Genomic DNA, 24,078 nt, shown 5'->3' on the forward strand with positions numbered 1-24,078 from the left:
CGATGAATTTCGACCTGACCGACGAACAGGAAATGATGCGCGACACCTTTGCGCGCTTCCTTGACGACAACTCAAGCACCGCCCGGGTTCGCAAGGCCCAGGAAAGCGGCGGCTTCGATCCCGAACTCTGGGCCGGTCTCGCCGAACTCGGCGCATTCGCCATGCGCGTATCCGAAGAAGCCGGCGGCATGGGACTCGGCCTGCTCGATGCTTGTGTCCTGATGGAAGAAGCCGGCCGGACGCTCGTCTCCGGTCCGCTCGCCGAAGCGCTGGTTGCCACCAGCCTGCTGGCGCGTTTCGGCGGTCAGGACGAATTGCTTGAAAATGCCATTGCCGGCGCATCGGTCGTCTCCATCGCAATGCACGACGTCGCCGAGTTCCCCAAACAGTGGATCGCCGGCGGTCTGGTTGCCGAAGCTGTCGTCGCGCGCAAGGGTAACGACATCGTGCTCGTTTCCGTGCCGGAAGAGGCGCGTGTGGCAGAGCCCAATCTCGCGACCACGCCCATCGCCGAACTGGACCTCGGCGCCCTGCCCTCGACCGTCCTCGCCAGCGGCGACGATGCCCTCGCCGCTTTCGCGAGCGGCCTTGAGGAATGGAAGCTGCTGATGGCGGTGGCGCTGTCCGGCCTCAGCCGCGCTGCCCTGATGATGGCGGCCGAATATGCCGGCGAACGCAAGGCTTTCGGCGTATTCATCGGCACCTTCCAGGCGCTGTCGCATCCGATGGCCGACCTGATCTGCGAAATCGACTCCTCCAAGTTCCTCGCCTGGCGGGCCATGCGCTCGATCGCCGATGGACAGGCTGAAGCCGGCGCACAGATTTCGCTCGCCATCTGGTACGCTGCAGGCGCTGCCGGCCGTACGGTGCGCCATGCCGTGCAGACCTTTGGCGGCATTGGCCTTACCACCGAACACGACATTCACCTCTACAACCTGCGCGCCAAGGCCTGGCCGCTGGTCGCAGGCGACCCGGAAGACTGGCTCACCGAAGCCGGCCGCCGTCTCTACGCCGGCGAAACCGCCAGCCTGCCCGACGTGGGCGATCTCGAGATCGAATTCGATCTGGGTGAGGATGCCCGTGCGATCCAGCAGGAAATCCGCGAGTTCTTCGCCAAGAACGTCACCGACGAACAGCGCGAGAAGTTCCACTTCTCGTGGGAAGGCCACAACCCGGTCATCCACAAGCAGCTGGTCGAGGCGAATCTCGCCTACCTGCAACTCCCCAAGGATGTCGGTGGACGCGGTCTTGATCCCTATGCGGTGACAGCCGCGCGCGACGCGTTCGAGGAAGAAGGCTGGACCAACCCGGTCGCCGGCGTCGCCCAGATGGTTGCGCTCATCATCGAGCGCTTCGGCACCGACGAGCTCAAGCGGGACGTCCTGTCGAAGGTCATGTCCGGCGATGCCATTTGCTCGCTCGGCTACTCCGAGCCCGGCTGCGGCTCGGACGTCTTCGCCGCCAAGTGCAAGGCCACGCAGCAGGAAGACGGTTCCTGGCTGATCGACGGTACCAAGATGTGGACCAGCGGCGCCAACCTGACCGACTACGTGCTGATGCTGTGCCGCACCGATCCGGATGCCCCCAAGCACAAGGGCCTGACGATGTTCATCGTCCCGCTCAAGGCCGAGGGTGTGACCGTGCAGGCCGTGCACACCTTCATGGATGAGCGCACCAACGTCACGTTCTACGACAACGTGCGCATCCCCGACACGTGGCGCCTCGGCGCGATCAACGGCGGTGGCCGCACGATGGCCGCGAGCCTCGAGCTCGAGCACGGCGGCGGCTTCGCCAAGGTGCAGCGCGCGCTGCTGGAAGACGCCGTCGAACTCTGCGGCGAGATCAAGGTCGCCGGCGGCGGCAAGCTGATCGAGAAGCCCAAGGCGCAGGAGCGGCTTGCCCGCACTTATGCCAACGTGCTCGCTTCGGAAATGATCGCCTACCGTGCCAACTGGACTCAGGTTCACGGCAAGGGCAACGGCGCCTACGGCCCGATGGCGAAGATGTTCTCGTCCGAGCTGTTCATCACGGATTCGCGCGACCTGCTCGATCTCACCGCCCCGCATTCGCTCTCGAAGCGCAAGGGTGCGGCCGATGCCATCAACCTCGCCTATCGCCATGCCCACGGCACGACCATCTACGGCGGCACCAGCCAGGTGCACCGCTCGATGATCGCCGAAAAGGGCCTTGGCCTGCCGCGCTCGCGCAACTGAGGAGGGGGAAACGATGTCTGAACAGGAAGCACCGCACCTGCTCGTCGACGATACGTCGGAACAGGGTGTCATCATCTGTACGCTGAACCGGCCGGACAAGCTCAACGCCATCAGCCGCGAGATGATGGACCTGCTGACCGACGCCGTGCTGCGTCTGCGCGACACGCCCGAGCTCAAGGTCATGCTGATCCGTTCGACCGGGCGCTACTTCAGCTCGGGCGCGGACCTGCGCGGCGGCAACCGGAACATCATTTCGGAAGTCAACGTCGCCAGCAACTCGGCCAGCAAGATCCGCGAAAACCACCGTCTCAACCTCAACAACATGCAGCAGTTGTGGGACGAGATGGAGCACGTGGAAAAGCCGATCGTCGTCGCCCACCAGGCCATGTGCGTGGGCGGCGGCCTCGAAATGTCGCTCTCGTGCGACTTCCGCCTTGCCGCGAAGAGTGCCGGCTATGCCTTCCCGGAAGGCCTGTTCGGCGTACTCCCGGCATCGGGCGGCGTCTCGCGCCTGACGCGTCTGTGCGGCCCGCACTGGGCCCGCTGGCTGATCATGGCCAACAAGCCGGCTCCGGCCGACATGGCCTTCACCATGGGCCTCGTTCACCAGGTCTACGAGGACGAGACGTTCGACGAGGACGTTCTCGAGTTCTGCCGCCACCTGGCGAAGCAGAACGGTGAGCAGATGGGCGCCGCCAAAGTCGCGATCGATCTCTGCGCCGAAGTCGGCCGCGATTCCGCGCGTCATGTCGAGCGCATGGCCAACAGCGGGCTCATGCTGAACCCCGACTACATCAAGGGTATGGAAGCCTATCTCAAGGGCGTAGGCGGCAAGAGCAAGTAGGCACCTGCTCCATTACTTATTCGGCAAAAAAGCCCGGCACGGTTCGACCGGCCGGGCTTTTTTTGATGTCCCGAAGATAGGGTAATGGTGTCAGTGTGAAAGGTAACGCGATCCTGAACGTCCGTCGCGAATGGCCAGTTCCATCAGCCGGGCACCGGGCACCAGGAATCTGTCGGGACTTACACCTTCCATGCCGACCTCCCGGCGCAGATCGGGATCGGTGGCGATCGTGATCGATCGCTCGACTCCGATCATAACCATCGTTGCCATCGAGGTATCGGCGCCGTCGAGCGGCGTTTCCATACCCATCTGGCTCACCAGCAGCGATATGATTGGCCGCGTGGTGTCGATCCTGTGAGACAGCATCCTCGCATCGCGTTGGTCGGAAAGCGCATTGCGCATGTGCAACAGCCGCGAATGGCGGAGCCAAAAATCGTGATACGCCCGGACAAAACGGTAACAGCAATCGAACAGTTCCTCATCCGGCCAGCGTTCCCGCAGCAGATGCAGATAGGCCGATTCCGATGTCGCCATCACCGGCTCCAGCACAGCCAGCAGCAGTTCGGTCAGGTCGGTGAAGTAGTTATACAGCGACGTCATACCCAGCGACGCTCGCCGGGCGACTGAACTGAGCGTCACCGGCTCATCCGGTGAATCGATCAACTCAATCGCCGCCGCCAGGATCCGCTCGCGCGTGACCCTGCCCTTTTTCCCGAGCTTTTGCCCGTTCAGATTGTGACTTACCGATGCGCAGGCATCAGTCACGGCAGCAGCTAGTTGCGCGGGCAGGCGCGCCAAACTGGGCGATTCCGGATTCATCGCCACACCCTTCCCCCAATATCTCAGGGAGGACAAGCCCGGTTCGGCCTGCCCTCCCATCGTCTTGTTTTTTATCAGGCCGGTTCCGCCTGGCCGACGGGCCACGCCAGCATCTTGATGTCGGTGTATTCCTCGATACCCTCGACACCCCATTCGCGGCCCATGCCGCTGGCCTTGAACCCGCCGAAGGGAATGTCGCCGGCAATGCACATGCCGTTGTTGACGCTCATCGAACCGGTCTTCACACGGCGCGCGATGTTCATCGCACGGTCGTGGCTGCCCGAAACGCCGCCCGAAAGGCCGTAGGAGCTTTCGTTGGCGATGCGGATGGCATCTTCATCGTCCTCGTAGGGGATGACCACCAGGACCGGACCGAAGATCTCTTCCTGGGCGATGCGCATGTCGTTGGTAACGTCGACGAAGCAGGTCGGCTCGACGAAGAAGCCGTTGCCCTTGTCGGGACGGATGTTGCCGCCGACGAGCAGCGTCGCGCCCTCTTCCTGGCCGAGATCGATGTAGCTCTTCACGCGCTCCATCTGACGCTTGGAGACGACCGGCCCCATGATGTGCGCCGGGTTGTCGACTTCGCCCCAGTTGTCGCCGAACTGGCCATAGGCGCCCTTGAGGATAGCCTTGGCTTCCTCGTAGCGGCTCTTCGGGACGAGCAGGCGCGAGTGCACCGCGCAGCCCTGGCCGGCGTGGAACACCAGCATCGACATGGCGACGTCCATCTGGAAGTTCGGCGCATCGTCGAGCACGATCTTGGCCGACTTGCCGCCCAGTTCGAGGAACACGCGCTTCAGCGAAGCGGCGCCCTGCTCCATGATGCGCTTGCCGACGCCGGTCGAGCCGGTGAACGAGATCAGGTCGACGCGCGGATCGGTCACGAGCATTTCACCGGCGAGCGCCGGATCGGCACCGAACACCACGTTGATGACGCCATCGGGGAAGCCCGCTTCCTTGGCCAGCTCGCCGAAGATCGCGCCCATACCCGGCGTGTCGGGAGCGGGCTTGAGGATGACGGTGCAGCCGGCCAGCAGCGCGGCAACGACCTTGCCGATGTTGACGTAGAGCGGCACGTTCCACGGGGTGATCGCCCCGACGACCCCGACCGCTTCACGCAGGCCGAGGCGCTTGTGGATCATGCCGAAGGCGGGCTTTTCGCCGTAGTCGAGTTCCCATTCGATCTTGTCGAACACGACCATGTAGTCGTCCCAGCCGTCGAGGGCCATGTCGACGTGGGCGCGGTTCACAGCACCGAGCGCGGCGCCTGCTTCATGCACGGCCAGTTCGCCGAGACGCGCGCGGTTCTTCTCGAACAGCTCGCGGTACTTCTTCACCAGCGCCACGCGCTTTTCGGTGTTGGTCGACCAGTCGGTGGTGTCGAAGGCCTTGCGCGCAGCGGCAATCGCCGCATCGACGTCCTCGGCCGTGGCATCGGCCGCCTTGCCTACGGACCCGCCGGTCCACGGGCTGATGACGTCGAAAGTACCGCCGCCGGTTGCATCGCACAGCTTGCCGTCGATGTAGAGCTTGGCATCTGGAAGGGTGGTCATAGGTTGATCCTTGGCAAGTGTCGAAATCAGATCGGGTATCGAATGGCGCTCAGGGCTTGCGGGCGCCGATGGTGACATGGGACAGCTTCACATCCGGCGGCAGGTCCAGCACGGCGCGGAACACGCCCGTCACCGACGAGGAGTGCGAGACCGGACGAGTGCGCAGGTCGAGCCCGTTCTTGGTACAGCCCATGTGGAAGCGCATCGCCGCATCGCGGTCCCAGTTCGGGGCTTCCTTGCTCTCGTCGTACATCGGGCCGGCACGGACCACGGTCACGCGAATGCCCGACTCCTCGAGTTCGGCTTCTAGCGCGTTGCTGAACATCTCGAGGCCGGCCTTGGACGTCTGGTAGAGCGAGAGCATCACGAAAGGTACGGCGATCGATTCGCTGCCCACGTTGATGATCTGCGCACCGGCCTCCATCATCGGGATGGCGGCGCGGCAGCAGTAGATCGGGCCATTGAGATTGGTGGCGATAATGCCGTCGATCTGCTGGTCGGTCGCTTCTGCGACGGTAAACGGCTCGTAGATCGCAGCGTTGTTAATGAGCACGTCGATCTTGGGGTGAACTTCGGCGATCTTCGCGAAGGCGGCGCGGACGGAGTCGGCGCTGCCCACATCGCACTCGACCGCCATGGCCGGAGCACCGAGTTCATCAGCCAGGGCCTGGACTTTCGAGAAGGTCCGGCCCAGCAGGATCACGGTTTCACCTTCGCTGGCAAAACGCGTCGCGAGAGCCTTGCCCATGCCCGCACCGGCACCGGTGATGACGATTGTCTTGCCCACAGTTCCTCCCAAAATCCAAATTCCAGCGCGACGGCGACATGCCGTTCAAAAAAGCGCGGGTTTGGTTTCCAGACTAGATAGCTCCTCGGCAAGGTCCTGCCTATCGCGGTCGCGATAGTTCGCAGGCCCTGCGTCAAGGCGCGCCGGTGCGATGCGCCTCAATCCTCCCAGGACGCCGACGAAGCAGGCCTTCCGGTGAGGTTTTCCAGCATCGTATCCAGCGTGCGCAGCAGGTCCGCCTGGTCGTCCTCCGAGATGCCTTTCAGCGTCTTTTCGGTGGTTTCCCTGGCGAGCGGTTGCAGCCGGTCGATGATCTCGCGGCCGCGCGGCGTCAGAAACAGCCGCCATGCCCGGCGATCCGCCGGATCGGTCTTGCGTTCGACGAGCTTGGCATCCTGCATCCGGTCGATCATGCGCCCGGCCGTGATCGGCTCGACCTCGAGTATCTCGGCGAGGCCGCCCTGCTTGATGCCCTCGTGCCGCAACAGCACGCTGAGCACCTGCCATTGCGGGCGCGTGACGCCAATCTCTCTTGCGCGTTCGTCGAAGGCGCGCCGCATAAGCCGCGCGACTTGAGCGAGCACCGTACCCACCCTGCGTTCCATCGCCACAGGATTAGTAGGCTTGCTTACTATTGACCAGCAAATTTCGCGCTATTGCAGGCGATAGCGCGAAACGGACAGGCCTCAGGCGGGCTTGCCGTCCATCTCGACGATCAGGCGCGTGAGGGTCTGATGCGCGATCTTCCAGCCATCGGCGGTGCGCACGCAGGTCTCGTGGTAGTGGCCATAGCCGGTCAGCGCGAAGCTGTCTTTCACCACCCGGTCCTGCATCGCCCAGACCACGTCGGCGCGGTCGCCATCCACCGTAATCTGCGGCGAGTGGATCTGGTGCGCCGTCTTGGCATCGGCCAGCGACTGCGAGACCATGTCGACGAAGCCGTCACGCCCTTCTTCCAGCGTCCCGCCGCTCGGACGCGTATCGACCACGCAGTCTTCGGTGAAGAGCTGGCGCCAAGCTTCCCAGTCCTTGGTATCGAGCAGCCGGCAATAGGCGGCCTTGAGGTTGCAGATCGCCAGCCAGTCGGCGAAGTCCGGAGTTTGGGTCATGATCTCTCCCATGGCCCCGCCGTTCAGCCGGCGGCGGCATCCATTTCCTTGAGCCTTTCGGCCGCCAGCTTGCGCAAGTCGGCGGTCTTGATCTTGGAACTGCCCGTCGTCTCCAGATCGTCTTCCGCAACGAAGAGTACGCGGCGCGGCAGCTTGTAGCTGGCGAGCTTTTCCTTGGCGTACGTGCGGATCGTCGCTTCATCGAGCTCCGCACCCTCGTGCGGCACGATGCAGGACACGACCAGTTCGCCCAGCAGTTCGTCGGGCACGCCGACGGTCTGCGAGATCTTCACGCCGGGGCATTCGCGGATCACCGCGTCGATCTCCAGCGGGGAGACATTGGCGCCGCCGGTCTTGATGATGTCGTTGAGGCGGCCTTCCCAGAACAGACGGCCATCTTCGTCGATGTACCCACCGTCGCTGGTGCGCAGGAAGCCTTCGTCGTCGACCGATTCCGAAAGCGGAATGCCGATGTAGCCCATCATCAAGGTCGGGCCCTTCACGGCAATCTCGCCGCGTTCGCCGATCGGCACGGTCGCTCCGGTCAGCGGCTCGACGATCTTGATGATCGAGCCCGCCGTGGGCACACCGTTACTGTCGCGATGCTCTTCCTGCGGCGTATTCGCGGGATAGGTGGTGATGAGCGTGAACGTCTCGGTGTTGCCATAGGCCCACTCTGGCTGACGCCACGTGGAACTCACCGTCTTGTGGCGCGCCAGCGGCGTGTACATGTCGACGTACTTAAGGCTGGAGAGGTCCACATTCTCATAGTTCGACGCCGCTTCGAGCTGAGCCCACTGGTGCGGCCAGGCCACCGGCATCGTCGCCTTCTCGCGGTCCATGAGCGTGAGCGCCTCTTCGGCATCGAACCAGCGCTGCAGGATGAGCGCACCACCGGCGGCGAGCGTGGCGCCCATGCCCTGACAGAAGTTGCCCGACCAGAAGAAGCCGTTGGCCGACCATGTCCGCGGCGGTTCCTCGAAGCGGTACCACTGCGGCCAGCGCCAGGCCTGCAGGCAGGCACCGCGATTGGCCGAGAGGATGCCCTTGACCTTGCCGGTCGAACCCGAGCTGAACAGCAGGATGCCCGGATCGGCCGGCGCGACCTGCGCGGCGCGGGCATCGACGATCGCCGGGTCCACCGCTTCCCCGCGATCGAGGAATGCCGCGGTGCCTTCGATAGCCCCCTTGCCTTCGTCGCTGTCGATAAAGGCGACATGGGTCAGGAACGGATAACGGGTCGAAGCGAAGGCGCCGGGGGCGCTGCTCGCAAGCGCGGGCTCAAGCTCGGTCAGGATGGTGCCGAAGTCCTTCTTGAGCACCTTGTGCTCGGCCAGCAGGACGGAAACGCCCGCAGCGGTCAGGACCTCGTCCAGTTCGGTCGGGGTGAAAAACGTGCTGATCGGCGTCGGCACGGCGCCGGCCAGTGCGGCACCGAAAACGTTTGAAAGGAATTCGGGACGGTTGGTGGCGATCACACCGACGCGCGTGCCCTTGCCGACACCGCAGGCGACCAGCGCACGGGCCACGGCCATGCACTTGTCCCACAGCTCGGAATAGGTCCAGCGGATCTCCTGGCCGTCGAGATGCAGCACGAGCGCCTCGTTCGGGCCGTGCGCGTCGCAAACCTCGCGGATCAGGCCGGCCAGCGTGAGGGCCCCAATGCCCGGTTCCTCGGCAAGCGGAATACCGCGCACCACGGACATGCCGTCCACCACTTCGACCTTCGCTGTCATCAATCCTGTCCCGTTCCCGTTTGTCGTAAGCGGAAACGCCCGGCACCGCAGATCGCGGCTGCCGGGCGCTTTTCGGTTTGCCCGATCAGGCGTTCACGTCGACGATGTAGCGGCCCTTGACCTCACCCGACATGAACTTCTTGGCCGCATCGATGGCATCGCCGAGACCGATGGTCTGGCCGATGGTGTCGAGCACCGCCGGATCGAGATCCTTGGCGAGACGGTCCCAGGCCTTCAGGCGCTTGGCCTTCGGCGCCATCACCGAGTCGATGCCGAGCAGCGAAACGCCGCGCAGGATGAATGGCATGACGGTGGCAGGCAGGTCCATGCCCTGGGCCAGGCCGCAAGCCGCGACGGCGCCGCCGTATTTGGTCTGGGCGCAGGCATTGGCAAGGGTGAAGCTGCCGGCCGTGTCGACGACGCCAGCCCAGCGCTCCTTCTGGAGCGGCTTGCCCTTCTCGGACATTTCGGAGCGCTCAATAATGGTCTCGGCGCCCAGCGACTTGAGGTAGTCGGCTTCCGAAGCCTTGCCGGTCAGCGCGGCAACCGAGAAGCCCAGCTTCTTGAGCAGCGCAATGGCAACCGAACCGACGCCGCCGGTGGCACCGGTGACGAGCACTTCACCCTGATCCGGGGTAACACCGGCATCAATCAGGGCATCGACGCAGAGTGCGGCGGTATAGCCAGCAGTGCCGATGGCCATGGCCTGCGCCGGGGTGAACGCGCTCGGCAGCGGCACCAGCCACTCGCCCTTGAGCTTCGCCTTCTGCGCCAGACCGCCCCAGTGGACTTCGCCCACACCCCAGCCGTTGAGGACGACGGTGTCGCCGGCCTTCCACTCGGAATTGCCGCTCTCGGTGACGGTACCGACAAGGTCGATACCCGGAACCATCGGGAACTTGCGCACGACCGGCGAGCTGCCGGTGATGGCAAGGCCGTCCTTGAAGTTGAGAGTCGAGAACGCGACGTCGATGGTCACGTCACCTTCGGGCAGTGCGCTTTCGTCGAGCTGCTGCAGGGTAACGGTCTGCCCGTCGTCGGTCTTGTCGATCACGATAGCGGAAAACATGGAGAACTCCCTTCCTCTCGGCGCGGCGCGCCTTTCGATCATGCGTGCGACGGACCGCCCGTTGCAGTGGCCCGACCTTGATACTTCACCCCTTGCTGAAAAGGGAACTGTCGCTTCGCGTCAATGGCGATGCAGCCGGGCATCGCCGAGGCGAAGTGTACTAGCGGGCATTCGCTTCGGCGGCTTCCTTGCGCAGGCGCTCTGCAACGCCCGGGAAGGCCTCCGCCTTCATCGTGCCATACATCGACAGGCGCAGAATTTCGTGACTGAAGCGGCGCGCCAGCTCCGTGCGCTGCGCGTCCTCGGCCGCATGGGCACGCGCCAAAATAGGCCAGAAGAATACCCCGGCGAGATTGACGACCGAGAGCACTTCGGAATCGATACCCGGCTCGGCCAGATCGGTTCCGGCAAAGCGCCGCAGCGAGCCGCAGTACTCGCGCCAGAACGGATCCTGGCTGGGATCGGGAGAGGCGAGCACCTGCTGCAGCCAGACCCGGCAGATGTCCGGGTTCTCCATGGCGAAATCGCAAAGCCGGTCAGTCAGCGCGGCGACGTCGACCCGCTCCACCTGACGCTCGCCCAGCGTCGAAGGATCGCCGAAGACCGCGCGGAACAGCTTGTCCGAAACCCACTGAATGGTAGCCTCGATCAGCTTCTCGCGCGTTTCGAAATGCTGGTAGGCCGTGCCGCGATTGACCGCCGCGAGATGGGCCACGGCCGAGAGACTGACCCCTTCGACCCCGTCCTTTGCCAGCAGGTTACTGGCCGCTTCGAGAATCGTCTCGCGCGTTGCCGCAGGGTCCCTCACCCGGCGTTTGGTCTTCGCTTCCATGGTCTTGCCCCGGTTTACCGAGCCGGGAGCATAACCACGAAATGACTAATCGACAATGTTGACTACAACCCGCCCCATCGCGGGAGCGGGTTGTTGTCGAATGAAAGGCTCAGACGCTGAGGCGGCCGAACGCGGCAGCACCGGCGTAGTGGGCTGCCTTGCCCAGCTCTTCCTCGATACGGATGAGCTGGTTGTACTTGGCAAGACGGTCGGAGCGCGCGAGCGAGCCGGTCTTGATCTGGCCGCAGTTGGTCGCAACCGCGAGGTCGGCAATGGTCGCGTCTTCGGTCTCACCCGAACGGTGCGACATGACGGCGGTGTAGCCGGCGCGGTTGGCAATCGAGACCGCTTCGAGCGTCTCGGTGAGCGAACCGATCTGATTGACCTTGACCAGCAGCGAGTTGGCGAGACCCTGCTCGATGCCCATGGTTAGGCGCCGTGGATTGGTGACGAAAAGGTCGTCGCCCACCAGCTGAACCTTGTCGCCGATCTTATCGGTCAGCGCCTTCCAGCCTTCGAAGTCGTCCTCGCTCATGCCGTCCTCGATCGAGATGATCGGATAGGCATCGCAAAGGTCGTCAAGATAGTCGGCAAAAGCGGCGGGTTCGAGCGAAAGGCCCTCGCCGCTGATCTCGTACTTGCCGTTCTTGAAGAACTCGGTCGAGGCGCAGTCCAGCGCGATCTGGATGTCGCTGCCGACCTTGAAGCCGGCCTTCTCGATCGAGGCCATGATGAAGTCGAGCGCGTCGCGCGTGCTGGCGAGGTTCGGCGCGAAGCCGCCTTCGTCACCCACGGCAGTGGCAAGGCCCTTTTCGGACAGACCCTTCTTGAGCGTGTGGAACACTTCCGAGCCCCAGCGAACAGCCTCGGCAATCGAGTCCGCGCCGACCGGCATGATCATGAATTCCTGGAAGTCGATGGGATTGTCGGCATGCTCGCCGCCGTTGATGATGTTCATCATCGGTACCGGCAGAACGTGGGCCGAGACGCCGCCGATATAGGAATAGAGCGGCAGGCCGCGGGCATTGGCAGCGGCCTTGGCGACGGCCATGCTGGTGCCGAGAATGGCGTTGGCGCCCAGACGGCCTTTGTTTTCGGTGCCGTCGAGAGCGATCATCGACAGGTCGAGGTCGCGCTGGTCTTCGGCGTCCATGCCGACCAGGGCCTCGGCGATCTCGGTGTTCACGGCGTCGACGGCCTTTAGCACCCCCTTGCCCATGTAGCGGCTCTTGTCGCCGTCCCGCAGTTCGACGGCCTCGTGCGCGCCGGTCGAAGCCCCGGAGGGAACCGCTGCGCGGCCGAAGCTGCCATCCTCGAGCAACACGTCCACCTCGACAGTGGGGTTGCCGCGGCTGTCCAGAATTTCGCGGCCGTGAATGTCGATGATTGCGGTCATTTGAGCGGGTCTCCTCCTGCCGGCGCCGACTTGCGCCACTTTCCGGCGCATTAAGCGGGGGAACCCGAACTGACAAGTTGCGTTGCAGCAATATCGGGTAACTTGTGTTACTCTGTGTGCACACCACCTATAAGGTAGTTCGTCCCGCAAGGACAAAACAGGAAGGAAAACGCCATGGTCGAACCCACTGTTCCTACGTCTGACAGTACTGAAACCGCCGGCACTGAAAACGCCAAGAATCACTTCGCCAAGGCCGTGGAAGAAGCCAAGGCCGGAGCGCAGGCGCTGGCCGAGGAGTATCGCGGCAAGCTGAACAAAACGACCGGCGACCTGTCGGAAGAAGCGAAGTCCCGTTCGGAAGAGGCCAAGGGCAAGGCCAATGCTTTCGCCGCCGACGCCAAGGTCAAGGCGACCGAATACGCCAACGAGGGCAAGGCCCGCACGAGCAAGGCGATTGTCGGCCTTTCCAAGGCGATCGACGAAAACGTCTCGCTCATCGACGACAAGGTCGGCAAGAAGTACGGCGACTATGCCCGTACCGCTTCCAAGTCGATGCAGAGCGCAGCGACCAAGCTCGATGAGAAGACTCTCGATGAACTCGGCGAAGACGCCAAGCAATTCGTACGCACAAGCCCGGGCATGGCGGTAGGCATGGCCGTGGCCGCCGGTTTCGTTCTCGGCCGCATCTTCAAGGGCAAGTAGAATCGTACGGAACCCATCGACGGACACGATGCAACATTCCAGTGAAGCCTTGGCTCCCTTTCCCGACGAGGGCGAGGACCCCAGCCTTGCCGAAGACCTGCGCCAGCTTGCCGATGAGGCCAAGACCCTAGCGCAGGCCGAGCTTGCATTTCAGAAGTCGCGTGCGGCTTATGCAGGATCACAGGCAAAGACCATCGTCGCCCTGCTGGTGGTGGCGGCGGTCGTTGTCTTCTTTGCAGTGATGGCACTCGTCACCGGCACGGTGATCGCGCTTGGCCCGGTCCTCGGGCTATGGGGGGCAATGGCAGCGGTAACTCTGGGACTGCTGCTGTTTGCCGCCCTCTGCGCGCTCGCCGCCCGATCGAAGCTCAAGCAGATGATGGCCGTCATCTCGGACGGCAAGGGAAGCTCATGAACAAGCTGGCAGCACAGGTCATGGCCGACCGCGCCGCGCGCGATGCGGCCCGGTCCGTGTTCGACGAGCACTATGGCGCACTCAAGGCCGACATCGAGGAACGCGGCCTGACCGGCCGCATCCTCGACGAGGCGAAGGAACAGGCCAAGGACATGTTCGACGAAGCCGTTGCCGTGGCCGAAGCGAACCCCGGCGTGATCGGGGGAACCATCGCCGCGCTGGCGCTTTGGTTATTGCGAAACCCGATTATCGCCTGGATCGAGAAAATGCTCGAGCCGGCCGTAGACAAAGTGAAGGAGCTGGGCAGTGACTGATACTGATCCGACAACACCGACCGAAACGCCGCAGCACTCCAACAACGTCGTCACGCTGCCGGCAAAGCCCGCGAAACAGCGCCCTTCCGAGAAGGTCGTCTCATTCGTGAAGAAGCACCCCTACATAACGGTCGCCGGTGCCGTTACCGCTGGTGTGGCCGCCGCGGCCCTGCTGCCGCGCAAGACCAGCGGCAAGGTGATCGACAAGGCCATGGGTGTGGCCGAAGCCGCCGGCGCGGCCACCATGATGTTCGGCCGCAATGCCGGCGAAAAGGCGCACGAACTCGGCAGCGATGCCCGTGAACAGGCCGGCATTCTCGGCAAGAAGGCAGAGCAGGCCGGCGAAGTTGCCGTGAAGCGCCTCGAAAAGTACGGGCTGGCCGCCCTTGCCGCAGCCAGCGCATTCGGGCGCGCCACTGCCACCCGCGCCAGCAAGCTGGGCGACGCCGCAGCCGAAAAAGCCGCCAAAATCGGCGAGGCAGCCTCGGAAAAGTCGCATGACCTTGCCGATGCCGCAGAGGATCTGAAGAAGCGGGTCAAAGGCTGATCGCCCAGCTTATTGCTAATGCTTTTCAACATTGCAGAAGGGCGAGATCGCAGAAGCGATCTCCTCTTGCTCTTGACCCTGCCTAAAATTATAGGGGCCGCTCCTCCTCCCAATCAGGAAAGCGGCCCTCTCCCATGCAAAAGCTTCATCTTGTAATGGGCGGCCGGGTCAAGGACCCGCGCAGCCTTGAATTCGTCGACCTCGAGAAGCTCGATCTGGTCGGCGTGTTTCCCGACTTCGCGTCCGCCCAGGATGCCTGGAAGTCGGCAGCACAGCGCACGGTCGACGATGCGGAAATGAAGTACGTGATCGTCCACCTCCACCGCCTGCTCGAGCCCGAACTTCCGGAAGAGTAAGCACGCGGCAGACCTGACCGCTGAACAACAGAAGAGGGCCGGAACAGCGCGTTCCGGCCCTCTTCTTTTTTGCCTGACGACGCGGCCCGGCAGGCCGCGTGAAATCAGATGAACTCGATCTTCCGAACGAGGTAGAACTTGTCGCCCGACGGCACGGTCACCTCGATCTCGTCGTCGACCTTGCGCCCGATCAGCGCCTTGCCGAGCGGCGAGTTGTAGCTGATGCGGCCTGCCTTGGCGTCGGCCTCGTAGGGACCGACGATCTGGTAGCGCACCGGCTTCTCGTCATCGTCGAGCAACGTGACAGTGGCGCCGAAAATCACCTTGTCGCCCGACAGCGACGTGGGATCGATGATCTGCGCGCGGCTGACCCGGTCCTCGAGATCCGCGATCGTCGCCTCGACCTGCCCCTGGCGTTCCTTGGCGGCGTGGTATTCCGCGTTTTCGGAAAGGTCGCCGTGCGCACGCGCTTCCTCGATGGCGTCGACGATACGCGGCCGTTCCTCACGCAGCGCCTTCAGCTCGGCCGTCAGCCTTTCGTAGCCTTCCGCGAGCATCGGCAGCTTTTCGATACTGGCCATTCTCTTATCTTCCTCCTGTTGCCCCCCTTGCTGAGACTACTCGGCTGCCCCGTCCCTCAGGGGGGCGAGCCGATCTGCAGCGATGTGGGGAGGCAAGATCGATTTCAGCTATAATAATCCTGCAACGAGCGCACTTCAAGTTGGCTGCCACGAATAACGTCGATAGCCTCGCTTGCCGCTACGCTCGTGGCGGCCGTGGTGAAGATCGAAACCTTCGCCGTGATCGCCGATGCGCGGATCGATTTGGAGTCCTGCAGGCTCTGCCAACCCTCGGTGGTGTTGAAGATCAGGTTCACTTCACCGTCCTCGATCTTGTCGACGATGTGCGGGCGCCCTTCAGCCACCTTGTTCACCAGTTCGACGGCGAGGCCGGCGTCGGCGAGATACTTCTGCGTGCCCGACGTAGCGATAATGCGGAAGCCGTTGTCGAGCAGCTTGCGCACGGCCGGCACGATCAGCGGCTTGTCGCTTTCCTTGACCGAAACGAAGGCGGTGCCTTCGGTCGGCAGGCGCATGCCGGCGCCAAGCTGGGCCTTGGCGAAGGCGCGCGGGTAATCGGTATCGATGCCCATGACTTCGCCGGTCGACTTCATCTCCGGGCTCAGCACCGGATCGACGCCGGGGAAGCGCGCGAAGGGGAACACGGCTTCCTTCACGGCCATGTAGTCCAGATCGCGCTTGAACGGCGGGAACTCGGTCAGCTTCTCGCCCGCCATGACGCGCGCCGCGATCTTGGCGACTGGCTGGCCGATGGCCTTGGCGACGAAGGGCACCGTACGCGATGCGCGCGGGTTCACTTCGATCAGATAGACCTCGCCGTCCTTCACCGCGAACTGCACGTTCATCAGGCCGCGCACGCCCAGACCCATGGCCAGCGCCTCGGCCTGACGTTCCATCTCCTCGATGATTTCGGGCGGCAGGCTGTAAGCCGGAATGGTGCAGGCGCTGTCGCCCGAGTGGACGCCGGCTTCCTCGATGTGCTGCATCACACCGGCCACGACGACCTGCTCGCCGTCGCACAGGGCATCGACGTCGCACTCGATGGCATCGCGCAGGTACTGATCGATCAGGACCGGGCTGTCGTTCGAGACATGAACGGCCGTGGCGATGTAGTTGTCGAGCTGCTGCTCGCTGTCGACGATCTCCATCGCGCGACCGCCGAGCACGTAGCTGGGACGCGTCAGCACCGGATAGCCGATGCGGTTGGCAATCGCGACAGCCTCGTCGCGGCTGCGGGCCATGCCATTGGCCGGCTGTTTGAGGTTCAGCTTGTCGACCAGCGCGGCAAAGCGCTCGCGATCTTCGGCAAGGTCGATTGCATCGGGCGTGGTGCCCAGGATCGGAATGTTCGCCTTTTCGAGCGCGGCGGCAAGCTTGAGCGGGGTCTGCCCGCCGAACTGCACGATCACGCCCACCAGTTCGCCGTTCTCCTGCTCGACGCGCAGGATTTCCAGCACGTCCTCGGCAGTCAGCGGCTCGAAGTAGAGACGGTCGGAGGTGTCGTAGTCGGTCGAGACGGTCTCGGGGTTGCAGTTGACCATGATCGTCTCGTAGCCGGCCTCGGACAGCGCGAAGCAGGCATGGACGCAGCAGTAGTCGAACTCGATGCCCTGCCCGATACGGTTCGGGCCGCCACCGAGGATGACGATTTTCCTGCGGTCGGACGGCATCGCCTCGTCCTCGGGCTCGCCGAAGAACGGCGCCTCGTAGGTCGAGTACATGTAGGGCGTGATCGCCTCGAACTCCGCGGCGCAGGAATCGATGCGCTTGAACACCGGATAGACGCCCAGCTTGTGGCGCAGCGCGCGCACTTCGTCCTCGCTGGTGGCGCCGGCCATGGCGCGCAGGGCATCGTGCAGCAGTCCCGAGCGCTTCGCCTGCGTCTCGGCGAGACCTCCGGCGACATGTACAGAGCGCACCGCAAGCGTGGCGAGGCGCTTGTCGGAGAAGCCCATCGCCTTCACCCGGCGCAGGCCCTGCGCGTCGATGGGCAGGCCGTCCTGCATGATCTTCGCTTCCTCGGCGATGATCTCTTCGATGTGGCGCAGGAACCACTTGTCGTAGAACGTGATCGCGTGGATCTCATCCACGGTGAAGCCCTCGCGCATGGCCTGGGCCACGTTGAGCAGACGCTCCGGAGTAGCCTTCGAAAGCGCTGCGGTAATCGTGTCGCGCCCTGCCCCTTCCAGCGACGGCACGGTGTTGAAGCCGTCGAGATCGGTTTCCAGACCGCGCAGCGCCTTCTGCAGCGATTCCTTGATGTTGCGGCCGATCGCCATGACCTCGCCCACGGACTTCATCGCCGTGCTCAGTTCCGCCTTCGCGCCCTTGAACTTCTCGAAGGCAAAGCGCGGGATCTTGGTGACGACGTAGTCGATGGTCGGTTCGAACGCGGCCGGGGTCGCGCCGGTAATCTCGTTGGTGATCTCGTCGAGCGTGTAGCCCACGGCCAGCTTGGCGGCGACGCGTGCGATCGGGAAGCCGGTCGCCTTCGAAGCCAGAGCCGAAGAGCGCGAGACGCGCGGGTTCATCTCGATGACGATCAGTCGACCGTTTTCCGGGTTCACGGCGAACTGCACGTTCGAGCCGCCGGTTTCCACGCCGATCTCACGCAGCACCTCGAGCGAGGCGGTGCGCATGATCTGGTATTCCTTGTCGGTCAGCGTCAGCGCCGGCGCGACGGTGATCGAATCGCCGGTGTGCACGCCCATCGGATCGACGTTCTCGATGGCGCAGATGATGATGCAGTTGTCGTGCTTGTCGCGCACGACTTCCATCTCGTATTCCTTCCAGCCGAGCAGCGATTCCTCGATGAGGACTTCGTTCTTCGGGCTGGCATCGAGACCTTCGCGCACGATGCGCTCGAACTCGTTCTTGTTGTAGGCCACGCCGCCGCCAGTGCCGCCCAGCGTGAAGCTGGGGCGGATGATCGCCGGAAGACCGGTGCGTTCGAGCACGGCATGAGCCTCTTCCAGCGAGTGCGCGACGCCCGAGGCGGCGCTCTCGAGGCCGATCTTGTCCATCGCCTCACGGAAGCGCTGGCGGTTTTCAGCCTTGTCGATGGCATCGGCATTGGCGCCGATCATCTGCACGCCGTACTTGTCGAGGATGCCCGCCTCGAACAGATCCAGCGCACAGTTGAGTGCGGTCTGCCCGCCCATCGTCGGCAGCAGTGCGTCGGGCCGCTCCTTGATGATGATCTTCTCCACCACCTCGGGCGTGATCGGCTCGACATACGTCGCGTCGGCCATGTCCGGGTCGGTCATGATCGTGGCGGGGTTGGAGTTCACCAGAATGACCCGATAGCCCTCTTCCTTGAGCGCCTTGATCGCCTGGGTCCCCGAATAGTCGAACTCGCAGGCCTGGCCGATGATGATCGGACCGGCACCGATGACGAGGATCGAGGAGATGTCTGTGCGCTTGGGCATGGTAGAGGGCTATCCTGGATTCTAGTGTCTGTAAGGTATCGCGTGCCGGAGGCTTCAGGCCACCAGTTCGCCGAATGCCTTTTCCCAGTACTCGGGACCTTCGGCATTGGCCTTGGCGATGATCGGGTTGGTGGCCTGCCGCTCCTTGATCTCGGCGCGGAAGACGTCGGCCTGGAACTGGTGCATCTTGCCGCCGAATTCGTTCTCGGTGGTCGACCATGCGCCCTTGGCAATCATCGAATCGAGGAACTGCTTGGCGGCCGCCTTGGACTGGCTGCGCACTTTCATGCCGAACTTGCGGTGGGCGATCTGGAACTTGTCCTCGATGATGAGAGTCAGTTCGCCATAGGGGTACCAGCGCGTCGCGATGTTGAGATCGTTGGCAGGACCGGCAATGTAATAGGCGATCATGTGGTCGATAAGATCACTCATGGTCTGTTCTCTTTCCTTGTTTGTCTCTTGATCTCGGCCGGATAGGCGATGCTCACGCGAGGCAGTCGGGCGCGCAGTTCAGCCAGAACGCAGGCCTGCCTCGATTGTGCCATCCCCTTGGGTGGGTCGAAGCGCAGCTTGTCCTGCTCCACCGTGATCGTCCCCGCGGCAACGCCGCACCTCCCCGCAACCGTCGCGATCTCGGCCTCGCTCAGCAACGCGGGCTTGGGCGGCGGTGCCTGATTGCACGCCGCCACGAGGCCGCAGGGTGCCAGAAGCAAGGCCGCAGCCTGCTTCAAGCGAGCATCCCGACGAACTTTTCGAACAGGTAGAAACTGTCCTGCGGGCCAGGGCTCGCTTCCGGGTGGTACTGCACACCGAAAGCGCGCTTGTTCTTGAGCGCTATGCCGCAATTGGTGCCGTCGAACAGCGAGACGTGGGTCTCCTCGACCGCATCGGGCAGCGTCTTGTTGTCGACCGCGAAGCCGTGGTTCATCGAGGTGATCTCGACCACGCCGTCGGCCATGCGCTTCACCGGGTGGTTGGCGCCGCGATGGCCCTGGAACATCTTGGCGGTCTTCGCGCCGGCGGCCAGACCGAGCATCTGGTGGCCAAGGCAGATACCGAAGATCGGTATGTCCTTTTCCAGCAGCGCCTGAATCACCGGCACGGCGTATTTTCCGGTCGCGGCCGGATCGCCGGGGCCGTTCGACAGGAACACGCCATCGGGTTCGAGCGCGAGAACCTCTTCCAGGGTGACTTCGGCCGGAACCACCGTCACCCGCGCGCCGGCCTTCACCAGATTGCGGAAGATGTTGTCCTTGGCGCCGTAATCGATCGCGACCACGTGCGGGCGAGCATCGCGCGGCGAGCGACCGTAGCCGGCCCCGAGCGTCCAAGTGGAGCCTTCCCAGGCCTCCTGGATTTCGCGGCTGACGATCTTGGCCAGATCCATGCCTTCGAGGCCGGGCCAGTCCTGCGCCTTCTTGACCAGCGCGGGAATGTCGAATGCGCCTTCGGGATTATAGGCGATCACGGCATTGGGCGCGCCGAGCTTGCGGATGCGGCGCGTCAGCGCGCGGGTATCGATCCCGGCGAGACCGACCTTGCCCTTGTCCGCCATCCAGTCGCCGAACTCACCGCGTGCACGGAAGTTGGACGAGGGCGTCACGTCCTCGCGCACGATGCAGCCGACGGCGCTGTCGACCTTGGACTCAAGGTCTTCCTCGTTCACGCCGACGTTGCCGATATGCGGGAAGGTGAAGGTCACGATCTGTCCCGCATAGGACGGATCGGTCATCACTTCCTGATATCCGGTCATCGAGGTGTTGAAGCAAACCTCGCCCACGGCTTCCCCGACGGCGCCGAAACCGCGCCCCCAGATCACGTGTCCGTCGCTCAGGACGATAACGCCCGTCGCTCCTTCCGGTTTGGGCGCAGGCGAAGGTGCGGCGTCGGCCATGGTGGGTCGCTCCGTTAACGGCGTTTCTGACGATGAGTGCTAAGTCCCACGCGCTAGAGACGGTTATGCAGGGCGTCAAGGCACGAGGGTGCAATTTGCCACGCGGCTTGCTAACTTTTACGCAGCCACGTTTTCACACTCATCAGGACGACAGAAGAACAATGATCCGCGATTCGATCAAGGCCGCACAGGTTTCCGCCATGAAATCGGGTGACAAGCCCCGCCTCGGCGCCGTGCGCCTCATCCTCGCCAAACTGAAGGACCGCGACATCGAATTGCGCACCGCCACCGAAACGCCGGACGACGACGCGATGGTGATCGACGTGCTGCAGAAGATGGTCAAACAGCGCCGCGAATCGATCAAGCTCTACGAAGAAGGCGGCCGCCCGGAGCGTGCCGAAGCCGAAAAGGCGGAACTCGTGGTGATCGAGGAATTCCTGCCTGCGCAGATGTCGGAAGAGGAAACCAAGGCCGCAATCGAATCGATCAAGGCCGAAACCGGGGCTGCAGGCATGAAGGACATGGGCAAGGTCATGGGCCTGCTCAAGGAACGCCACGGCGCCCAGCTCGACATGGGCAAGGCCAGCGGCTGGGTGAAGGCAGCCCTGGCCTGACCGAAAGCGAAAGGCGGCACGTCCCGTGCTAACGCCACAATGGCTCGATCAACTCCGCTCCCGTATCACGCTCTCAACGCTGATCGGTCGCTCGACGCGCCTGCAGAAGGCGGGGCGCGAGTACAAAGCGTGCTGCCCGTTCCATAACGAGAAGAGTCCTAGCTTTACCGTCAACGACGAAAAGGGGTTTTATCATTGCCTCGCTGGCGAAACCCTGGTCATCACAGATCAGGGACGTCTTCCCATTCGGGAACTCGCCGGAACGACGACTCGCATACTCAGCCGCAACGGCAAGTGGATCGAGGCTCCATTTCGTGACTACGGTCGGCAACGGCTCTGGCGGATCGCGCTTTCGCGCAACGGCCAGCGCAAAACGCTGTACGCCACCGACGGCCACCGGTGGTTCGTCAGAGGCAGAAAAAGCGCGGTCACTACGGCACAACTTAGGCCCGGCCATCGGCTGGAAGCAGCATTTCCAGCCCAGCGCAAAGACTGGACACTCGATGCGGAAGGTATCCGACACGGCATCGTTTTCGGGGACGGAACCCTGCTCAAGGAGCACTACGGGTCGGTAAACCTGCACGGAGCCAAAGATGCGCAGCTTGCGCCGTGGTTTCCCGAATCGATGCAGTCCAGTCACATTCGCGACAACGGCGAGCCCTTCATTCGCGTCTATGGAGGCCGCGCATTCGGGCACATGAAAGCCTTGCCCGACTGCACCCTGCCAGAACCGTATTTGCTGGGGTTCCTCGCCGGATACTTCGCCGCAGACGGTCATGTCGCGAAAGACGGCACGGTGATGCTGAACTGCGCCAATGCCGATCACCTGGAAGCCATTCGCGATCTGGCTGCAACGCTCGGGATCGGCACGTTCGGCCGCACAACCCAGACGCGCAAGGGAATCGGCGGACGGATATCCGATATCCACCGCATTCACTTTGTCGGATCGAGTTTACGGCCGGACTTCTTCCTTCTCGATGAAGCCCGGCAGCGCCACATGGCCGCAGCGAAAAAGTTCGAGCGCCTGCGCTGGCAAGTCGTATCCGTTTCGCCCAGCGAGCGGGTGGAGAATGTCTATTGCGCCGAAGTGCCCGATGAACATGCCTTTGCGATCGACGACAACATCCTGACCGGAAACTGCTTCGGCTGCGGTGCGCATGGCGATGCGATCCGCTGGATGACCGACCATCAGGGCCTCGCCTTCATGGACGCGGTCAAGGAACTCGCGGCCGAGGCGGGCATGGACGTGCCCGCGCCCGATCCGCGTGCAGCCAAGGCGGCGGAAAAGCGCGACACGCTGCACGACGTCATGGCCGCCGCACAGGAGTGGTTCGCGCACAACCTCACCGCCCCCGAAGGCGAAGCGGCGCGGGCCTATCTCGCCACGCGCGGCTTCGATGCGCATACCGTGCAGCGCTTCGGGTTCGGCTATGCCCCCGAGGGGCGGCAGGCGATGAAGGAGGCGCTCTCGCGCTTCCCGCAGGCCATGCTGATCGAGGCGGGCCTGCGCATCGAGGTCGAGGGGCGCGATCCCTACGACCGGTTCCGTGGCCGCCTGATGCTGCCGATCGAGGATACGCGCGGACGCGTGATCGCATTCGGCGGACGCATCCTCGCCAAGGACAAGACCGATGCGCCGAAATACCTGAATTCGCCCGACACCCCGCTCTTCGACAAGGGCCGGACGCTCTACAACCTGCACCGCGCCGCGCCTGCCGCGCGCCAGTCGGGCCGGATGGTGGTGGTCGAAGGCTACATGGACGTGATCGCGCTGGCCGCCGCGGGAATTGCCGAATGCGTCGCCCCGCTCGGCACCGCGCTCACCGAGCACCAGATCGAACTGTTATGGCGCCATGTCGAGCGCCCGGTCCTGTGCTTCGACGGCGATGCCGCCGGCCAGCGCGCCGCGATGCGGGCGATCACCCGCGCCCTGCCCCTGCTGCGCCCTGCCCACTCGCTGCGCATCGTACGCCTGCCCGAAGGCATGGACCCTGACGACCTGATCAAGGCCAAGGGCCCCAAGGCCATGGAAGATGTTCTTGGTGAGGCGAAAAGCCTGATCGAGGTCCTGTGGGAAGTCGAACGCGATGCCCAGCCACTGAACACGCCCGAGGACAAGGCCGGACTGAAGGCACGGCTCATGGCACATGTCGAATCGATCCAGCACCCGGACATCGCCAGCCTCTATCGCCGCGAGTTGCAGGACCGCTATTCCGAATTCGCCTTCCCCAAGCGCGAGAACCGCTGGCAGGGCGGGCAGCGGCAGCCTTTCCAGCCCCGGCAGGGCGGCGGTCGATGGCAACCCGGACGCCCTGCCCCGGCGCCCTCCTCGCCCGAATCGATCAGCCGCCTGACCGCCCGCTATGCCGGCACCGGTTTACGCGATGCGCTGACCGCTGCGGTGCTGGCAGGGCTCATGCGATGGCCCGCGCAGATCGGCCGCCACGCCGAGGCTCTGGCCCGCACGCCGGGGCTCGATCCGCGCTTCTTCGCACTGATCGAATGTTGCGACGCAACGCAGGCGCTTGAAAGCGAGGACCTTGCCACCATATTGAGCGCAAATGGTCTGGAAGTTCCCGGAACCGCTGAATATTCGGGGCTGCGCTTCGGCTTTCTTGCCCCCGACGCGACTGCAGAGCAGGCGGCAGTGGAACTCTCTCAAGCCATCGATCTCTTGGTGGAGCGTCCGGTTCTGGAAGCTGCGCTGGCACAGGCGACGACACGGTTCGAAAGCGAGCTGTCGGACGAGTCTTTTGCCGAACAGCAACGTCTGCTCAAGAGAAAGCTGGAATTTGACAAGCGCCTAAGGCAAATGGCGAGCAGAGATGCGCCCTAACGCGAATTGTATAATTGGGGTTGTACGATC

At 63.7% G+C, this 24,078-nt stretch carries 23 protein-coding genes; 9 read left to right on the plus strand and 14 right to left on the minus strand.

Annotation, left to right across the window (positions count from 1 at the left end; all coding sequences use genetic code 11):
* The first annotated feature begins 2 nt into the window (after positions 1-2).
* Positions 3-2,213 carry an acyl-CoA dehydrogenase family protein gene (locus tag IEX64_RS05640; RefSeq protein ID WP_188818701.1) on the plus strand — a complete coding sequence of 737 codons (2,211 nt, stop codon included), beginning with the start codon at positions 3-5 and terminating at the stop codon, positions 2,211-2,213.
* A 13-nt stretch (positions 2,214-2,226) separates the two neighbouring features.
* Positions 2,227-3,057, plus strand: a complete 831-nt coding sequence (locus tag IEX64_RS05645; protein ID WP_188818702.1) for an enoyl-CoA hydratase/isomerase family protein — start codon at positions 2,227-2,229, stop codon at positions 3,055-3,057.
* Between the two features lie 90 nt (positions 3,058-3,147).
* On the opposite strand, the gene IEX64_RS05650 is transcribed toward IEX64_RS05645, so the two are convergent.
* The 9 genes from IEX64_RS05650 to eno form a co-directional block, all read right to left on the minus strand.
* Complete coding sequence (locus IEX64_RS05650; RefSeq protein ID WP_188818703.1) at positions 3,148-3,876, minus strand: TetR/AcrR family transcriptional regulator; 729 nt, start codon at positions 3,874-3,876, stop codon at positions 3,148-3,150.
* A 74-nt stretch (positions 3,877-3,950) separates the two neighbouring features.
* Positions 3,951-5,432 carry an aldehyde dehydrogenase family protein gene (locus tag IEX64_RS05655; protein WP_188818704.1) on the minus strand — a complete coding sequence of 494 codons (1,482 nt, stop codon included), beginning with the start codon at positions 5,430-5,432 and terminating at the stop codon, positions 3,951-3,953.
* A 49-nt stretch (positions 5,433-5,481) separates the two neighbouring features.
* Positions 5,482-6,219, minus strand: coding sequence for an SDR family oxidoreductase (locus IEX64_RS05660; RefSeq protein ID WP_188818705.1), 738 nt, complete (start codon positions 6,217-6,219; stop codon positions 5,482-5,484).
* Positions 6,220-6,377: 158 nt separating this feature from the next.
* Positions 6,378-6,812 (minus strand): MarR family winged helix-turn-helix transcriptional regulator, encoded by a 435-nt coding sequence (locus tag IEX64_RS05665; protein ID WP_308422587.1) that lies wholly within the window; start codon positions 6,810-6,812, stop codon positions 6,378-6,380.
* A 93-nt stretch (positions 6,813-6,905) separates the two neighbouring features.
* Entirely contained in the window at positions 6,906-7,328 is a 423-nt protein-coding gene (locus tag IEX64_RS05670; RefSeq protein ID WP_188818706.1) for a nuclear transport factor 2 family protein, read from the minus strand.
* 23 nt (positions 7,329-7,351) lie between these two features.
* Positions 7,352-9,064, minus strand: coding sequence for a class I adenylate-forming enzyme family protein (locus IEX64_RS05675; RefSeq protein WP_188818707.1), 1,713 nt, complete (start codon positions 9,062-9,064; stop codon positions 7,352-7,354).
* A gap of 85 nt (positions 9,065-9,149) precedes the next feature.
* Positions 9,150-10,133: an acrylyl-CoA reductase (NADPH) gene (gene acuI / locus IEX64_RS05680; protein WP_188818708.1), complete on the minus strand. Its 984-nt coding sequence runs from the start codon at positions 10,131-10,133 to the stop codon at positions 9,150-9,152.
* 160 nt (positions 10,134-10,293) lie between these two features.
* Complete coding sequence (locus IEX64_RS05685) at positions 10,294-10,965, minus strand: TetR/AcrR family transcriptional regulator (RefSeq protein WP_188818709.1); 672 nt, start codon at positions 10,963-10,965, stop codon at positions 10,294-10,296.
* A gap of 109 nt (positions 10,966-11,074) precedes the next feature.
* Complete coding sequence (gene eno / locus IEX64_RS05690; RefSeq protein WP_188818710.1) at positions 11,075-12,361, minus strand: phosphopyruvate hydratase; 1,287 nt, start codon at positions 12,359-12,361, stop codon at positions 11,075-11,077.
* A gap of 174 nt (positions 12,362-12,535) precedes the next feature.
* Between eno and IEX64_RS05695 the strand changes: the two genes are divergently transcribed.
* From IEX64_RS05695 to IEX64_RS05715, 5 genes are all read left to right on the plus strand, one after another.
* Positions 12,536-13,063, plus strand: coding sequence for a hypothetical protein (locus IEX64_RS05695; protein WP_188818711.1), 528 nt, complete (start codon positions 12,536-12,538; stop codon positions 13,061-13,063).
* A gap of 28 nt (positions 13,064-13,091) precedes the next feature.
* A complete protein-coding gene (locus IEX64_RS05700) occupies positions 13,092-13,478 on the plus strand; it encodes a phage holin family protein (RefSeq protein WP_188818712.1) in 387 nt (128 codons plus the stop codon).
* Positions 13,475-13,792, plus strand: a complete 318-nt coding sequence (locus tag IEX64_RS05705) for a hypothetical protein (RefSeq protein ID WP_188818713.1) — start codon at positions 13,475-13,477, stop codon at positions 13,790-13,792. Before IEX64_RS05700 ends, IEX64_RS05705 begins: the two co-directional genes overlap by 4 nt.
* Complete coding sequence (locus IEX64_RS05710; RefSeq protein ID WP_188818714.1) at positions 13,785-14,339, plus strand: hypothetical protein; 555 nt, start codon at positions 13,785-13,787, stop codon at positions 14,337-14,339. Before IEX64_RS05705 ends, IEX64_RS05710 begins: the two co-directional genes overlap by 8 nt.
* A gap of 134 nt (positions 14,340-14,473) precedes the next feature.
* Positions 14,474-14,695: a DUF4170 domain-containing protein gene (locus IEX64_RS05715; protein WP_188818715.1), complete on the plus strand. Its 222-nt coding sequence runs from the start codon at positions 14,474-14,476 to the stop codon at positions 14,693-14,695.
* A gap of 104 nt (positions 14,696-14,799) precedes the next feature.
* Here IEX64_RS05715 and greA read toward each other — a convergent pair whose 3' ends face one another.
* The 5 genes from greA to carA form a co-directional block, all read right to left on the minus strand.
* Entirely contained in the window at positions 14,800-15,276 is a 477-nt protein-coding gene (gene greA / locus IEX64_RS05720; RefSeq protein ID WP_188818716.1) for a transcription elongation factor GreA, read from the minus strand.
* Positions 15,277-15,380: 104 nt separating this feature from the next.
* Positions 15,381-18,704 carry a carbamoyl-phosphate synthase large subunit gene (gene carB, locus IEX64_RS05725; RefSeq protein WP_188818717.1) on the minus strand — a complete coding sequence of 1,108 codons (3,324 nt, stop codon included), beginning with the start codon at positions 18,702-18,704 and terminating at the stop codon, positions 15,381-15,383.
* Between the two features lie 54 nt (positions 18,705-18,758).
* Positions 18,759-19,136: a hypothetical protein gene (locus tag IEX64_RS05730; protein WP_188818718.1), complete on the minus strand. Its 378-nt coding sequence runs from the start codon at positions 19,134-19,136 to the stop codon at positions 18,759-18,761.
* A complete protein-coding gene (locus IEX64_RS05735; protein WP_188818719.1) occupies positions 19,133-19,435 on the minus strand; it encodes a hypothetical protein in 303 nt (100 codons plus the stop codon). Before IEX64_RS05735 ends, IEX64_RS05730 begins: the two co-directional genes overlap by 4 nt.
* Entirely contained in the window at positions 19,432-20,598 is a 1,167-nt protein-coding gene (carA, locus tag IEX64_RS05740) for a glutamine-hydrolyzing carbamoyl-phosphate synthase small subunit (protein WP_188818720.1), read from the minus strand. The genes IEX64_RS05735 and carA overlap by 4 nt, the downstream gene beginning before the upstream one ends.
* A gap of 161 nt (positions 20,599-20,759) precedes the next feature.
* Here carA and IEX64_RS05745 point away from each other — a divergent pair, with 161 nt between their 5' ends.
* Both IEX64_RS05745 and dnaG read left to right on the plus strand, forming a co-directional pair.
* The gene (locus IEX64_RS05745; protein ID WP_188818721.1) at positions 20,760-21,212 is read left to right on the plus strand and encodes a GatB/YqeY domain-containing protein; all 453 of its coding nucleotides are present in this window, start codon (positions 20,760-20,762) and stop codon (positions 21,210-21,212) included.
* 25 nt (positions 21,213-21,237) lie between these two features.
* The gene (gene dnaG, locus IEX64_RS05760) at positions 21,238-24,048 is read left to right on the plus strand and encodes a DNA primase (protein ID WP_229710088.1); all 2,811 of its coding nucleotides are present in this window, start codon (positions 21,238-21,240) and stop codon (positions 24,046-24,048) included.
* The last annotated feature ends 30 nt before the right edge of the window (positions 24,049-24,078 follow it).

It is taken from the genome of Novosphingobium indicum (assembly GCF_014645195.1).
Taxonomy (GTDB): Bacteria; Pseudomonadota; Alphaproteobacteria; order Sphingomonadales; family Sphingomonadaceae; genus Novosphingobium; species Novosphingobium indicum.

Excerpts from the sequence above, each read along its gene's own strand:
- IEX64_RS05640 (WP_188818701.1), top strand. The coding sequence starts at position 3 with ATGAATTTCGACCTGACCGACGAACAGGAAATGATGCGCGACACCTTT.
- IEX64_RS05645 (WP_188818702.1), top strand. The coding sequence starts at position 2,227 with ATGTCTGAACAGGAAGCACCGCACCTGCTCGTCGACGATACGTCGGAA.
- IEX64_RS05650 (WP_188818703.1), bottom strand. The coding sequence starts at position 3,876 with ATGAATCCGGAATCGCCCAGTTTGGCGCGCCTGCCCGCGCAACTAGCT.
- IEX64_RS05655 (WP_188818704.1), bottom strand. The coding sequence starts at position 5,432 with ATGACCACCCTTCCAGATGCCAAGCTCTACATCGACGGCAAGCTGTGC.
- IEX64_RS05670 (WP_188818706.1), bottom strand. The coding sequence starts at position 7,328 with ATGACCCAAACTCCGGACTTCGCCGACTGGCTGGCGATCTGCAACCTC.
- IEX64_RS05675 (WP_188818707.1), bottom strand. The coding sequence starts at position 9,064 with ATGACAGCGAAGGTCGAAGTGGTGGACGGCATGTCCGTGGTGCGCGGT.
- acuI (WP_188818708.1), bottom strand. The coding sequence starts at position 10,133 with ATGTTTTCCGCTATCGTGATCGACAAGACCGACGACGGGCAGACCGTT.
- IEX64_RS05685 (WP_188818709.1), bottom strand. The coding sequence starts at position 10,965 with ATGGAAGCGAAGACCAAACGCCGGGTGAGGGACCCTGCGGCAACGCGC.
- eno (WP_188818710.1), bottom strand. The coding sequence starts at position 12,361 with ATGACCGCAATCATCGACATTCACGGCCGCGAAATTCTGGACAGCCGC.
- IEX64_RS05695 (WP_188818711.1), top strand. The coding sequence starts at position 12,536 with ATGGTCGAACCCACTGTTCCTACGTCTGACAGTACTGAAACCGCCGGC.
- IEX64_RS05700 (WP_188818712.1), top strand. The coding sequence starts at position 13,092 with ATGCAACATTCCAGTGAAGCCTTGGCTCCCTTTCCCGACGAGGGCGAG.
- IEX64_RS05705 (WP_188818713.1), top strand. The coding sequence starts at position 13,475 with ATGAACAAGCTGGCAGCACAGGTCATGGCCGACCGCGCCGCGCGCGAT.
- IEX64_RS05715 (WP_188818715.1), top strand. The coding sequence starts at position 14,474 with ATGCAAAAGCTTCATCTTGTAATGGGCGGCCGGGTCAAGGACCCGCGC.
- greA (WP_188818716.1), bottom strand. The coding sequence starts at position 15,276 with ATGGCCAGTATCGAAAAGCTGCCGATGCTCGCGGAAGGCTACGAAAGG.
- carB (WP_188818717.1), bottom strand. The coding sequence starts at position 18,704 with ATGCCCAAGCGCACAGACATCTCCTCGATCCTCGTCATCGGTGCCGGT.
- IEX64_RS05730 (WP_188818718.1), bottom strand. The coding sequence starts at position 19,136 with ATGAGTGATCTTATCGACCACATGATCGCCTATTACATTGCCGGTCCT.
- carA (WP_188818720.1), bottom strand. The coding sequence starts at position 20,598 with ATGGCCGACGCCGCACCTTCGCCTGCGCCCAAACCGGAAGGAGCGACG.
- IEX64_RS05745 (WP_188818721.1), top strand. The coding sequence starts at position 20,760 with ATGATCCGCGATTCGATCAAGGCCGCACAGGTTTCCGCCATGAAATCG.